The sequence below is a fragment of the Acinetobacter sp. 1294243 genome (genome assembly GCF_000588015.1).
Lineage (GTDB): Bacteria > Pseudomonadota > Gammaproteobacteria > Pseudomonadales > Moraxellaceae > Acinetobacter > Acinetobacter pittii.
In genome coordinates this window covers 247,071-261,305 of sequence record NZ_JFXG01000002.1, presented here as the reverse complement: position 1 = coordinate 261,305, position 14,235 = coordinate 247,071, and the positions used below count along the sequence as shown (strand labels likewise).

Genomic DNA, 14,235 nt, shown 5'->3' with positions numbered 1-14,235 from the left:
TTGATGAATGATGGACGCTCCAATTTTTGAATTGGGGCGTTTTTGTTTATAATGATCTTCTCATTCGAGAGATTGTTTGTTAGAGCGCGTATTTATGACATCTGGTTTTGAAACCTTGAATTTACATCCGCAACTTAAAAAGGCGATTGATGCTTTAGGGTTTACTCAAATGACCCCAATTCAGCAAAAGGTTTTAAAATATACATTAGCCGGGCATGATGCAATTGGGCGAGCACAAACAGGAACAGGTAAGACAGCTGCCTTTCTGATTAGTGTAATTAATGATTTACTCAATAATCCGATTCAAGAGCAACGCTTCCGTGGCGAGCCTCGTGCTTTAATCTTGGCGCCTACTCGTGAGTTGGCATTGCAAATTGAAAGTGATGCGAAATTTCTCACAAAATTCTCTAATTTACATTTAGTGACCCTATTGGGTGGTGTTGATTTCGATAAGCAGAAGAAGCAACTTGATGCTAATTTTGTCGATATCATGGTAGCCACACCTGGGCGTTTAATCGATTTTGTAGAACAAAAAGAAGTCTGGCTCGATCAAATTGAATTTTTAGTCATTGATGAAGCTGACCGTTTATTAGACATGGGCTTTATTCCTTCGGTAAAACGTATTGTTCGTTATTCACCCCGTAAGGAACAACGTCAGACACTCATGTTCTCAGCGACGTTTAGTTATGACGTCTTGAATTTGGCAAGACAATGGTTATTTGAACCTGTAACTGTTGAAATTGAGCCTGAACAAAAGACCAATAACGATGTAGAGCAACGTGTTTATGTTGTAGCTAAACAAGATAAATATCGTTTACTGCAAGATATCTTGCGTGAAGAGCCAATCGATAAGGTCATGATTTTTGCTAATCGACGTGACCAAGTCCGCCGTCTTTATGATCATTTAAAGAAAGATGGATATAGAGTTGGTATGCTTTCTGGTGAGATTGCTCAAGATAAACGTTTAAAAATGTTAGAGCAATTTAAGCAAGGTAAACATAATATTATGATTGCGACAGATGTTGCTGGTCGTGGTATTCATGTGGATGGCGTGTCGCATGTCATCAACTTTACATTGCCTGAACAATCTGATGATTATGTACACCGTATTGGTCGTACAGGTCGTGCTGGCTCACAAGGGGTAAGTATTAGTTTCTTATCTGAAGATGATGCCTTTTATTTACCCGAAATTGAAAAAGCAATTGGTAAAAAATTACCACTGACCAGATTAGATGGTTATTGCTAATAAAAAAATCCCAATCATTTGATTGGGATTTTTTTGATTAATTAATTTTACAATAGAAAGTAAGCGTTGTTTGGTAGTCATCATCTTTTGCTAAAGATGCATTTTTACCAGTTAATGTACCAATAACGCCTGCTGCTGCTTCAACCATTTGACCGGTTTTTTCACTTACAACATCTTTTAATACACCGTTATATGTTGTTTTTTCATCTACAACGACTGGTGTAGTGCTTTTTGAGCAAGTTTTTTGAGCTGCAGTAATCGCATTATTTTTCGCAATTAAATTGGTTTTGCCAATACCTGTAACTTCAAACTGATTATTTTCTTTTTGAACTGCTAAAGTATTTTTAGGAGTAGTTGCGCAAGCACCAAGTAATAAAACAACACCGCTCATTGCGCTCGCTAAAATTATTTTTTTCATAATGCACCTAAAGTTAATCGCTAAAAGACATAGCTATTTGAACATAAGTTTTCTAGTTGATTTTGAAGACGTTGTATGAGTTTTGATGTTTTGTATTAAAAAATGTCAAAGTGAGAGTTCGCTAATTTTATAAGCTAGATTCAATGGTGGATTAACGGTAGATTATGCTAATCTATTTTGAATTTTTGAGTTAGATCAATATTAATGACGGAATCAGCAATACAAATAATTCACCAAAATATTCATCAGCGTCAGTCTATTGGCCAATTAGTTGAGCCAGCTCCAAGTACAGAGCAATTAGAGTTAGCTTTCCAAGCAGCTTTGACTGCTCCAGATCATCATAGACTTAAGCCAACGCGTTTTGTGGTTGTTTCAGGCGAACAACGTGGTGCTTTTGGTGAAGTTTTAGCAAAGGCTCTAGCAGATTTAGGTGAAACTGATCCCGCTCAACTCGAACGTGTTAAACAACATCCTTTTCGCGCACCATTACTCATTTTGGCGCTTACACAACTACAAGATCATCCGAAAGTACCGCATTTCGAACAAATCTTAAGTACGGGTGCCGCAGTACAAAATCTTTTATTATCTCTACAAGCTCAAGGTTTTTCGACCATGTGGCGTAGTGGTGCAGTTGTCGAATCAAATTGGTTAAAACAGCATTTAGGTCTGCAACCTCGTGATTTAATTTCAGGTATTATTTACGTCGGCACAGCAGCTAAAGTAATTGCACCACGTGCAGATATTGAAAGTAAAGAATTCGTAAAAGTTTGGCAGGCTTAAACGTCTGTAGAAGTAAGAAATAGGATAATAAAAGATGGCTGAATTTAAGTTTACAGATTTGGTGGAACCTGTTGCGGTTGATAAAAAAACTGCTTTACGTATTACCGTTCTAGGGGGAGGAAGCTTTGGAACGGCTATGGCAAATTTAGCTGCACGTAATGGTTGCGATACCATGATCTGGATTCGTGATGCCGAAACAGCTGAGGAAATTAATAAAACCCACATTAATAAACGTTATTTGCCAGATTTTATTTTAGAGTCATCATTACGCGCTGTGTCTGATCTTGAACAAGCTGTATGTGACCGAGATATTATTTTAGTCGCAATTCCAAGTCACTCATTCCGCGATGTCTTAAAACAAATCGCTCCTTATATTACTGCACAAGCGGTTGTGTCTTTGACCAAAGGTGTTGAAGCTAAAACTTTCAGCTTCATGAGCGATATCATTCGTGAAGAATTACCTGAAGTTCCTTATGGTGTACTTTCAGGTCCAAACCTTGCAAAAGAAATTATGGCGGGTATGCCGTCTGGCACCGTTATTGCCAGTGATTCTGAGTTAGTTCGTTATGCTGTGCAACATGCTCTGCATAGTGCTTTATTCCGTGTTTTTGGTAGTGATGATGTACACGGAGTGGAATTAGGTGGTGCACTTAAAAATATTTATGCGGTTGCAATGGGAATTGGTGCCGCTTACAAAATTGGTGAAAACACCAAGAGTATGATTTTAACGCGTGCGTTGGCTGAGATGAGCCGTTTTGCAGTAAAACAAGGTGCAAATCCGCTTACATTCTTGGGGTTGTCAGGTGTTGGTGATTTATTCGCGACTTGTAATAGTCCTTTAAGCCGTAATTATCAGATTGGTTATGCTTTAGGTTCGGGTAAAACGCTGGATCAGGCAAGTAAAGAGTTGGGGCAGACAGCAGAAGGCATTAATACAATTGTTCAGGTGCGTGGTAAAGCAGAAGAACTAGATGTTTATATGCCTATCACTAACGCTTTATATGAAGTTATTTTCGAAGGGGCGCCTCCTTTAAATATTGCATTATCTCTTATGAAAAACGGACACCGTAGTGATGTTGAATTTGTTTTACCTCATCACGAAGTCTGAAGAAGAAATGTCATAAATTGTGGTTATAATGCAGGAATTATTAACAAGGAAAATTTATGCAACTGACATTGGTTCGCCATGGGGAAGCCGCTCCACCTGTAAATGGTAACGACACTAAACGCCCTCTTACTGCTCGTGGACATGCTCAAGCAGAACAGACAGCAACATTTTTAAAAGATATTGTTAAGCCTGATATTTTTGTAGTTAGTCCTTTGTTACGTGCTCAAGAGACATTGGCACATATTCAAGCTTATTTTAAAGATGTGCCTGTGTTGTTATGCGATAAAATTAAACCGGATGATAACGCCAAAGAGGCAGTCGAGTGGTTGTCTCAGATTCCTTATGAGTCAATTGTGGTCGTGTGTCATATGAATGTAGTAGGGCATATTGCTGAACTCCTGACCCATGAAAACTTTAATCCATTTGCACTGGCTGAAGCTCGAATTTATGATCAGGCTGTGATTGCAACTGGTTTATCAACACAAAAAAATAGTTTTATACCCACAATATAATTAAAAAGGTTATTTAGCCCATTATGCTGTATTTATGGATGCCTGAAACCAATGGAATATGGCATTGGTCTAACGGAGAAAACTGGTTGCAGGCTGAAAGCCTTGATCAATTAATACAAGACCTACAATTGCACCAAGGAAAAGAGGCTGTCGTCTTTTTTCCTAGTCGTCATGCTCAGGTATTCCAGCAACACATAGCAAAGTCTCATTACAAGCAACTTGGAGCAGATGGTGTTAAATATTTGCTTGAAGAGTTTGTAACTTTGCCTATTGATCACATGAAAGTAGTTCATCATTTTCATGCTGATCAATTAACAATATTGGGCGTTGCAAAAACTACTGTGGAAACATGGCAACATGCGATGAATCTGTTGCCAATCAAGCTGGTTGCTTTGTTGCCAGATTTTTTGATCTTGCCGGAACCACAAGAACAGCAAGTTATACTGTGTAATATTGACCAAAAATTACTGGCGCGTGAAAGTAAATGGGTCGGTAATTCACTAGATGATTTGGGATTGTTTTTGGAATTCCAGCCAGTTGAAACAAACTATCAATATAGTGGGTTAACGGTAGAACAGTTAGAAAGCTTAGAAGCAGCTTCTAGTATTGAGCAACGTTCAGAGTTTTTTTATCAATTTCAGGGTTTAGATAAACCTAAACAGCATCCTTTTAATGTTTTGCCAAAAGCCAAAGGACAAGAGCAAACTGTCTCAGGTTACTGGAAAGCATGTGCTGTTATTCTGTTAGCAATTATAGTAGTTCAGTTTAGCTATGATTTGTTGCGTTGGGTAAAATTAAGAAATGTAGCAAATCAAACAGCTGAGCAGACAATTGAGCAATATAAATATTGGTTTGGTCCTTCTAGTCGCGTAAATGAACAAAATATAAAAAGCCAATTTGAAAGTCATTTAAGAATGAGTAAACAAGGCGATACACAAGCACTTTCTTTATTGAGTCGTGTTGGACCTATTTTGATGCAAAGACAAATTTTAGCTCAGCAATTAAATTATGATGCTTCTACACTAACCATGGCCTTGAAAGCAAAATCGGCAGATGATTTGCAAGCTTTAACACAGCAGCTTAATCAGCAAGGATTTAAGGCGGAGTTAGGTAATGTTCAAGCCGATGGTGGTGGGGCTATTGGGGCGGTGAAAATACAATAATGAAAATGTTAGCTCAATTGCAAAACCGCTTTGATCAGTGGATCGAACAAGTTAATCAATATTTAGACCGTTTGACTGTCCGTGAACGTATCATGGTGGTCTTTACTACAATTTTTGTTGTAGTGGCTATTATTGGGGCTTCACTTTGGAAAATGCATTCCTTAGCAGAACAGCAGCAACAGCGCTTAAATGATTTAAAAGATTTGATGGTGTGGATGCAAAGTAATGCAGTCACTATGAAACCTGCGAGTGAGCTTGAGCTGGGGCAGGCAGAAAAAATACAACGTGTAGCTCAACAGCAAGGTTTAACGGTTACTTCTCAGCAAAATGGCGAGCAGTTACAAATTATTGTTACTCATCAGAATTACGCAATTTTAGCTAACTTTTTAACCCAACTGGCACAAATGGGCTTAAGTATTGAAAAAATGGAAATGGTTTCAAGTGAAGGTCAGATTAAATTAACAGCGACGGTTCAATAACATATTAAAATATGCTGGTCTTAAGCATGGTGTTTTGTGCTCCCTGTGCCTATAATATGCCTACCTAAAATCAGTAGATTGTGATTGGTATGTTATATTCACTTGCTCGCCCGATGTTGTTTAGTTTAGCACCAGAGCGTGCCCATGAATTAACATTATCTATGCTTGATAAAGCACATAAGTTCGGCTTACTCCGTCAGAGCGTAGAAGCGAAACCGACGACTTGTATGGGAATTGAATTTCCAAATCCAGTAGGTTTGGCAGCCGGTCTTGATAAAAATGGTGCACACATTGATGCTTTAGCTGGGTTAGGGTTCGGTTTTATTGAAATTGGAACCATTACACCTCGTCCTCAATCGGGTAATCCGCAGCCGCGCTTATTCCGTATTCCAGAAGCTCAAGCCATTATTAACCGTATGGGGTTCAATAATGATGGTGTTGATAAGCTGATTGAAAATGTCAAAGCTTCAAAGTTTAAAGGAATTTTAGGCATTAATATTGGTAAGAATGCTGATACTCCTGTAGAAAAAGCTGTTGATGACTACCTGATTTGCCTTGAGAAAGTGTATAACTACGCTTCTTATATTACCGTTAATATTTCATCTCCAAATACTAAGAACTTAAGAAGTTTACAAAGTGGCGATGCATTAACTGAACTATTGCAAACCTTAAAAGAAAGACAACTTGAGCTAGCTGAACAAAATAATCACTATGTTCCTTTGGTTCTGAAAGTTGCACCTGATTTAACAGCGGAAGATGTTGAATTTATTGCAGCGCAGTTAGTGCAGTTTAAAATTGATGGCTTGATCGTTACTAATACGACCTTATCAAGAGAAGGTGTAGAAAATCTTCCTTATGGTAATGAGTCGGGCGGTTTATCAGGCGCACCTGTTTTTGAAAAAAGTACCGAATGCTTACGTTTGTTTGCCCAAACATTAAAAGGACAAATCCCGTTAATTGGCGTGGGTGGAATTTTGTCGGGTGAACAGGCAGCAGTCAAACAGCAAGCTGGAGCAACATTAGTACAGATCTATAGTGGGCTAATTTATACAGGTCCTATTTTAGTGAAACAATGTGTTGCAGCTATGTCTTAAGTGAATATGAACACAATTGATATCATTATTCTGATACTTTTGCTCATTGGGGGGCTAAACGGTTTGCGACAAGGATTTATTAAAGCCTTTGCGAACTTGGTAGGATGGGTCATTGCATTAATTATGGGTGCAAAATATGCTGTCCTTCTTGCTCCGTCTATGTCGGGTTTAAGTCATGATCCAGTTGTTCAAAAAATTGCAGCTTTTGCATTTATAGCGCTTTTGATCATTGTTTTAACATGGATCGTCTCTGCATTTTTAAATGGCCTCTTGAAAAGTCTGAAATTGGGGCCATTAAATCGTTTAGCAGGTGGTGCTTTTGGTTCTTTAAAGGGCTTGTTGGTTGTACTAATTACAATGCAGGGTGTAGGGCCTTGGGTTGAAAGTTCACCGCACTGGAAACAGTCCAAATTTATACAGTTTTTATTGCCTTATGCGCCTTTAGCTACCGAGTTGTCTAAAGATGCTGCAAGTGAGGCATTTCATCAAATAACATCTGGAGGTAGTGCATCAGGCACTCCTTCAAAACCAATGGACGAATCGGAAGATTTAGAAAACCGATCCGACCATTCGACAAAGAATCCTTTTTATTAATTCCTAGCTTGTCTGCGAGGTTGCTATGTGTGGAGTTGTTGGTATAGCCGGTAAATCGCCAGTGAACCAAATGTTGTTTGATGCTTTAACGATGTTGCAACATCGTGGGCAAGATGCAGCTGGAATAGTAACCTGCCATGAAGGTCGTCTTTTCCTTCGTAAGGATAACGGTATGGTGCGTGATGTCTTTCATACTCGTCATATGAGAGCATTACTTGGTAATTATGGTATTGGCCATGTACGTTACCCAACTGCTGGTTCTGCGAGCAGTGCTGAAGCACAACCATTTTATGTAAACTCACCTTATGGTATTACGCTTGCACATAATGGTAACTTGACCAATGCAGAAGAAATTCATGATGACCTGTTTAAAACAGATTTACGTCATATGAATACAGATTCTGACTCAGAAGTTCTTTTAAACGTATTCGCGCATGAATTACAGAAAAAAGGCACTTTAAATCCTACCGCTGACGATATTTTTCACACGGTTTCTCGTGTGCATGAGCGTTGCCAAGGTGCGTATGGTGTAGTGGCGATGATTACTGGTCATGGTTTAGTAGGTTTCCGTGATCCAAACGGTATTCGCCCACTTATTTACGGTTCGCGTGTAACTGAACAAGGTGAGATGGAATACATCATTGCTTCTGAATCGGTTGCTATTACTGCTCTTGGTTTCAAAATTGAGCGTGATATTGAACCGGGTGAAGCAATTTTCATCAATGCAAATGGCGAGTTGTTCTCTAAGCAATGTGCTGCTAATCCGAAATACCGCCCATGTATTTTTGAGTACGTTTATTTTGCTCGTCCTGATGCGATTATTGATGGAATCTCAGTTTATAAAGCACGTTTAAAAATGGGTGAAAAGCTTGCTCATAAAATTTTACGTGACTGGGGCGAAGACCACGATATTGATGTGGTGATTCCAATTCCAGATACGAGCCGTACTTCAGCTTTAGAACTTGCAAATATTCTAGGTGTGAAGTTCCGTGAAGGTTTTATGAAAAACCGTTATATCGGCCGTACCTTTATTATGCCGGGTCAACAGCAACGTAAAAAATCTGTACGTCAGAAATTAAACCCTGTTGAGTTAGAATTCAAAGGTAAGAACGTTCTATTGGTGGATGACTCTATTGTACGTGGTACAACGTGTAATGAGATTATTCAGATGGCACGTGATTCTGGTGCAAAAAAAGTATACTTTGCGTCAGCAGCACCGAAAGTAATGTATCCAAACGTTTACGGTATCGATATGCCTGCTAAAGCTGAGCTTATTGCTTCAGAACGCAGCGTGGAAGAAATCCAAGAAATTATTGGTGCTGATCGTTTGATTTTCCAAGAATTGGAAGACTTGAAAAATGCTGTGCGTACCAGCAAAGTGCCTGACTTAACTGAGTTTGACTGCTCGGTATTTGATGGAATCTACGTAACAGGTGATATTGATGGTAACTATCTAAATAATTTGGAGCAGAAGCGTAATGACTCTGCTAAGAAGAAAAAAGATGGTTATATTGACGTTAATGTCGATGCTGCTTCTGTAGATTTAACAGGCATCAAAGAAGAATAGAAATAGCCGAAAAAAGCGGGTATTTCCCGCTTTTTTCTTTTATGATGAAACCTAACAATGTAATTGGGAATATTTACATTGAAAGAAGTAAGCCACTATCTCATCGAAAATAAAAATATGGCATGGTCCATCACTATGTGTTTGGTTGCTGTGCTGCTTACTATTTTTATCTTAAATTTAATTTTAGGTTTACTCGTTCATTTTTTTGATTATAGCCAGCCAATTTGGTGGCATACCTTAAGTCCTTACTTCGTTGCACTATTACTTTTTATTATGGTTTGGTCGGTACTTACCGAACTTTATATCCTGCGTAAAGGTGGGCACTCTTTAGCAAAACAACTTAAAGCACGTCGTTTGGTGAAAGAGGAGAGTACTCCCGAAGAACTCGCAGCATTAAAAATTACAGAACACTTAGCTCAAAATTTTTCACTTAAAGTTCCAACTGTATATGTACTACCTGATGAAGTTGGTGTAAATGCACTTACGGCAGGGTTTCATCCCAAAGATATTGTAATTATTCTGACATGGGGTGCTTTACAGAATCTGGATAAGCTTGAGTTATATGGTTTGTTGGGCCATGAGTTTAATCAGATTTTATCTGGTGAGGCTGTTGAGAATACAAAATTAAAGATTTTATATAGTGGCTTAACAACTTTTAGTCAGTGGGGCAGTAAATTAGCCAAGCAAGGTTTTAAGCGCTATAGCCCGGGCTATAAACATAAATTTGAAACTGTTTTTGTTGCGGTCGGTGGAGTCATTTGGTTGGCTGGAAGCCTAGGTGTACTGATTACTCGCTTTATTAAATATTTGACTTTGAGTGGGCGCACATTTCGTAATGACCAAAAAACAGTACGACTATTAAAAAATAATGCGAATACCCAAACTTTATTGCGTATTTATGTTCACCACTCTGGTTCGCAAATTCATAGTGCTTATTCCGAATCAATCGCACATATGTGTTTTGCTAACTCGCTAAGCCCGCAAAGCTGGATGAATATTCACCCGAGTATTCGTGAACGTATTTATGAGTTAAATCCTACTTTGCTACAAGATTTACAATTAGAAAATTTAAAGAAACTTCGCAACCGTCCGTTGTTTAGCTTATTTCATTTCTTAGAAGAATCTGAGAAAGAAATTTATATTCCGTGGTCATCTCCACAGCCTTTACCTTTATTAAGGTTATCACCAATTAGTTTTGCATTAAATGATGCCATTAAGCCCCTGAGTAGTGATGTACGTCGAAATAAAAAGCGTCCTGAATTAATTCAGCGAGCACTACAAACTGCGACTGGTTCACGTGAAGTGATGGTTGCTATTTTGATGATTCGCCAATATCGGGAATTCATTCCAAAAGATGCACCTGTGAGTCATGCCATTATCGATGCATTATTGAATTTGGATGGGCGTATTCATATTCAAATATTTCATGATGCTTGTAAAAATATTGGGCATATACCTGCAAGTATTGCGCGGCAATTTCTTACTAAGCTAGCCCTTATTATCCAAGAAGATGGTGAAATTGGATTGTTAGATGCACTTTTACTGGAGCGTGTTAAATATGAGTTGAACTTGATGCCGTTACATCTACCGACCGCATTTGAAGAAGTGAAACCTCAAATTGTTCGTTTGATTGATGCTTTGCTTCATGTTCAGCAAATTAATAGCCCTAATCAGTTGGAAGTACGTGAGCGCATTTTACGTTCGCTGCTCAATCCCGATGAAATGTATATCTATGATGAAATTTCAGATGAGCCATTAGATCTAGCTGAAATTTTAAATGATATTGCTGGTTTATTATTGCGTGACCGTCTAAGTATTCTAGCTATTGCAGAAATGTGTTTGTGGAGCGACCGTATTATCACGCAAGATGAACTCGATGTGCTTGAATTGCTTTATTGGCGTTTTGGTTTTGAGACAGAAGAAATTGTGGATCAAATGCAAAAGAGAAATAGTGTGATGATTATTTAAAAGACATATACGATTATAAAAACATCTGAATGAAATAAAACACTGAAAAAAAAACTGAAGCCCGTTAGAATGTAGATAGAGTAGAGGTATTGATTTACAGATGATTGGGCAGCAAAGAAATATATTAGCAACTTTAGGAATTGATGTGTGGATTCCTAAGACACAGGTGTGCCAAAAAAATAATGCTCAAAGTCTCTGGCGAGATCAAGCTGCACCAGAAGGTGAACCAATTATATTGCCTTCTAAGAACAATCCAGTTGTTGAGCAACCGACAAAACCACAAGTCAACGAAGTTCCAAAAGTTGAACCTGAAATTGCGGTACCACTTCCAGTAGAAGTTCCGCCTGTTGTGTCACCTCGTACTGAAGTACAAGCTCCAGTGGTTACGATTGCTTCATTTGAGTTGCAAGCTTTTGCGCTTGAAAAATGCGTTATTTTTTTAGATGTTACTAATTTAAGTGAAGAAGAAAAGCAGCTTTGGAATAACATTCAAAAAGCAAAAATAGGGCAATATGCTGAATTAAAATGGCCTTTCCCTTTAGCTAACTATCAAGACCAACGTGGTGCAGGTTCATATATTCAAGGCTTTTTAGATGCTGTCGCAGCAGACAAGAAGATCTTATGCCTTGGTGAATGTTCTTATATTCAGCATGCCAATATTATCCATTTGGCGAGTTTAAAAGAGATGTTGGAGAAACCACTCCTTAAAAAAAGGTTATGGCAATTAATGCAAGATAACAACGAGTAGTAGGGATTTACATGAAAAAAGTTGTAGTTTTTAGCCAAATTGATGAAGAAATTTTGTCTCGATTACAACAGGATTATCATGTTGTGGTTCTTAATCCAAAACTGGGTGATATTAATGAGCAAATACGCCAACAAGTTGTAGATGCTGATGGAATGATTGGTGCTGGTCGACTTCTTAATGAAAGTAATCTTGCGCCTGCTCAAAAACTCAAAATTATTTCATCTGTAACAGTTGGCTATGACAATTATGATGTGGCTTATCTAAACCAAAGAAAAATCTGGTTATCAAATACACCTCATGTTTTAACTGAAACAACGGCTGATCTTGCTTTTACATTATTACTAAGCGCTGCTAGAAAAGTTCCTTTTCTTGATCATTGGACGAAACAAGGTGAATGGAAAAGAACTGTTGGGCCTCAGCAGTTTGGTTTAGATGTTTTTGGAAAGACATTAGGGATTATTGGGCTTGGTAATATTGGTGCTGCAATTGCACGCCGTGGTTTTTATGGATTTAACATGAATATTGTTTACCATAACCGCCGTGAAAAGCCTGAATTGGCAGAACCTTTAAAAGCACAATATCTTGGTTTAGATGAGTTATTGCAACAGTCTGATTTTGTAGTAACTGCAGTTGATTTAAATAATGAATCGAAAGCTTTGATGGGGAAAGCTCAATTTGAGCTTATGCAAAAGCATGCTATTTTTATAAATATTGCGCGTGGTTCAGTAGTTGACGAGCAAGCTTTAATTGAGGCCTTACAAAGCGGGGAAATCTTTGGAGCTGGTTTAGATGTATATGAAAAAGAACCATTACAAGATTCAGAGCTTTTTAAACTGCCAAATGTTGTTACTTTGCCTCATGTAGGATCTGCGACTGCAGAGACCCGTAAAAAAATGGCAAATCTTGCTTATAAAAATCTAGTTGAAGCTTTAGAGGATAAAACTCCTAGATATTTGGTAAACCCAAACTTTGCATAAATGATTAATAACACTTCATTGCAAAACTAAGCGATCTCGAGTGATATATTAAAAGTCTATTGATTGAACATAATTTTTTATGTTTTATATCAGTAGACTTTTTTTGATGGTTTAATTTTACTAGAGAAAAACATTTGAGATTTTTGCCAATTATTTTAAGTACGGCTTTTATAACAAATGCTTCGTACGCGCAGCCTTTCGACCCTCAGCCTTCTGCAAATCAAGTAGAAATTCCAAATATTGGAAGTGGGATTGGTTTGCTTGATCAACAAAAAGAAAAATTTATTGGCGAAAAAGTTTTTCGTGAAGTTCATAAACAAATGCCCGTTATTCAAGATGTCTGGCTAGAAGATCAATTTTTTCAGGTATTTTCGAGTATTTTAAGTGAAACTCAGCTTGGTCAGCCGATTGGTCTAGTCGTGATTAAAGATCCGCAAATTAATGCTTTTGCTGTCCCAGGTGGCTTATTTGCGCTCAATACAGGGCTTATTGCCTCAGCACGAAATATTGATGAAATTGCTGGTGTTATGGCGCATGAAATTGCGCATGTATCGCAAAGACATTTTAGTCGCTCTGAAGAAGCCTTTAAGGGTCAAACATTGCTAAGTCTAGCAGGACTTTTAGCGGGGGTGGCTATAGCTGCGCAGGGTGGTGGCGATGCGGGAGCAGCAGTTATGCTTGGAACCCAAGCTGCACTCATGGATAAGCAATTAACATATAGTCGAAATCAAGAGCGTGAAGCAGACCGTATCGGCATGCAATATATGTATGCGGCAGGTTATAACCCTCAAAGTATGGCTGATTACTTTGAAACAATGCATAGAGCTACAAGTCGAGTAAGTTTTTTACCGGATTTCTGGCTGACTCATCCATTGACGACTGAGCGTATGAGTGAAGCGCGGCTGCGTGCAAACCAGCTGCCTAGAGTTAAAAATCGTATATATGATGCAGATTTTGAGATTTTAAAATGGTATACCATGGTGGTTGCCAATCAAGCAACTGAAAACCAACTACAAAGTTTGGCGTCCCAAAAAAATATTGCTGGTCTGATTGCTATAGCGGCATTTTACACAAGACAAGGTGATTATGTGCAAGCGCAATCTACTCTAGATCAAGCGAAATCTAGTGGAAAGCCTCTTGTCACATTGTTGCAGACAGATATTTATCTTGGCCAAAACAAGCTAGATCAAGCTTATACTACTATTGCTGCTACACAAATGACGATGCCTGAAAATAAAGCTTTTAGTTATAAGTTGGCTGAGGTGCTGCTACGCCAGGGTAAGTTTGCGCAAGTTCAAACCTTGGTTCAAAGATTTATTAATAAGAATCCAAGAGATATACAGGGTTGGCAATTTTTACAGCAAGCTGCAAATTTGGATAAGAATGGACCTTTAAGAGCGGTTAATGTTCTACGCTATCGGGCTGAAGCAGAATATTGGTCAGGTAGTGAGGAAAATGCAATTAAATCAATGTTGCATGCTCAGCGATTGGCAAAAGATAATCAAGCAATGTCGGCAAGAATAGACAGTCGTTTGAAACAAATGCAAGATGAGCGACGAATGAAAATTTAAGGTCTAGGAT

Annotated in this window: 14 protein-coding genes; 13 read left to right on the top strand and 1 reads right to left on the bottom strand. The window is 38.3% G+C overall.

What is annotated here, in order from left to right:
- Positions 1–94: 94 nt before the first annotated feature.
- Positions 95–1,246, top strand: a complete 1,152-nt coding sequence (rhlB, locus tag J655_RS08910; RefSeq protein WP_002115257.1) for an ATP-dependent RNA helicase RhlB — start codon at positions 95–97, stop codon at positions 1,244–1,246.
- A 37-nt stretch (positions 1,247–1,283) separates the two neighbouring features.
- Here rhlB and J655_RS08905 read toward each other — a convergent pair whose 3' ends face one another.
- Positions 1,284–1,664 carry a hypothetical protein gene (locus J655_RS08905; protein ID WP_005068317.1) on the bottom strand — a complete coding sequence of 127 codons (381 nt, stop codon included), beginning with the start codon at positions 1,662–1,664 and terminating at the stop codon, positions 1,284–1,286.
- A 204-nt stretch (positions 1,665–1,868) separates the two neighbouring features.
- Between J655_RS08905 and J655_RS08900 the strand changes: the two genes are divergently transcribed.
- From J655_RS08900 to J655_RS08845, 12 genes are all read left to right on the top strand, one after another.
- Entirely contained in the window at positions 1,869–2,444 is a 576-nt protein-coding gene (locus J655_RS08900) for a nitroreductase (RefSeq protein WP_005073504.1), read from the top strand.
- Positions 2,445–2,478: 34 nt separating this feature from the next.
- Positions 2,479–3,552, top strand: a complete 1,074-nt coding sequence (locus J655_RS08895; RefSeq protein ID WP_002115297.1) for an NAD(P)H-dependent glycerol-3-phosphate dehydrogenase — start codon at positions 2,479–2,481, stop codon at positions 3,550–3,552.
- A 56-nt stretch (positions 3,553–3,608) separates the two neighbouring features.
- On the top strand, positions 3,609–4,064 hold the full coding sequence (locus J655_RS08890) for a SixA phosphatase family protein (protein WP_005068324.1): 456 nt from the start codon (positions 3,609–3,611) through the stop codon (positions 4,062–4,064).
- A gap of 23 nt (positions 4,065–4,087) precedes the next feature.
- On the top strand, positions 4,088–5,227 hold the full coding sequence (gene gspL / locus J655_RS08885; RefSeq protein ID WP_017480783.1) for a type II secretion system protein GspL: 1,140 nt from the start codon (positions 4,088–4,090) through the stop codon (positions 5,225–5,227).
- The gene (gene gspM / locus J655_RS08880) at positions 5,227–5,706 is read left to right on the top strand and encodes a type II secretion system protein GspM (RefSeq protein WP_005073507.1); all 480 of its coding nucleotides are present in this window, start codon (positions 5,227–5,229) and stop codon (positions 5,704–5,706) included. Before gspL ends, gspM begins: the two co-directional genes overlap by 1 nt.
- Positions 5,707–5,795: 89 nt before the next feature.
- The gene (locus J655_RS08875) at positions 5,796–6,800 is read left to right on the top strand and encodes a quinone-dependent dihydroorotate dehydrogenase (RefSeq protein WP_005068330.1); all 1,005 of its coding nucleotides are present in this window, start codon (positions 5,796–5,798) and stop codon (positions 6,798–6,800) included.
- A 6-nt stretch (positions 6,801–6,806) separates the two neighbouring features.
- On the top strand, positions 6,807–7,394 hold the full coding sequence (locus J655_RS08870) for a CvpA family protein (protein ID WP_002115251.1): 588 nt from the start codon (positions 6,807–6,809) through the stop codon (positions 7,392–7,394).
- A gap of 25 nt (positions 7,395–7,419) precedes the next feature.
- The gene (purF, locus tag J655_RS08865) at positions 7,420–8,961 is read left to right on the top strand and encodes an amidophosphoribosyltransferase (RefSeq protein ID WP_005073509.1); all 1,542 of its coding nucleotides are present in this window, start codon (positions 7,420–7,422) and stop codon (positions 8,959–8,961) included.
- A gap of 78 nt (positions 8,962–9,039) precedes the next feature.
- Entirely contained in the window at positions 9,040–10,929 is a 1,890-nt protein-coding gene (locus J655_RS08860) for a M48 family metalloprotease (protein ID WP_032005331.1), read from the top strand.
- A 100-nt stretch (positions 10,930–11,029) separates the two neighbouring features.
- Positions 11,030–11,677 (top strand): hypothetical protein, encoded by a 648-nt coding sequence (locus tag J655_RS08855; RefSeq protein ID WP_017480785.1) that lies wholly within the window; start codon positions 11,030–11,032, stop codon positions 11,675–11,677.
- An 11-nt stretch (positions 11,678–11,688) separates the two neighbouring features.
- Positions 11,689–12,654 (top strand): 2-hydroxyacid dehydrogenase, encoded by a 966-nt coding sequence (locus J655_RS08850; RefSeq protein WP_017398569.1) that lies wholly within the window; start codon positions 11,689–11,691, stop codon positions 12,652–12,654.
- Between the two features lie 143 nt (positions 12,655–12,797).
- Entirely contained in the window at positions 12,798–14,225 is a 1,428-nt protein-coding gene (locus tag J655_RS08845) for a M48 family metalloprotease (RefSeq protein ID WP_081311971.1), read from the top strand.
- Positions 14,226–14,235 lie beyond the last annotated feature (10 nt).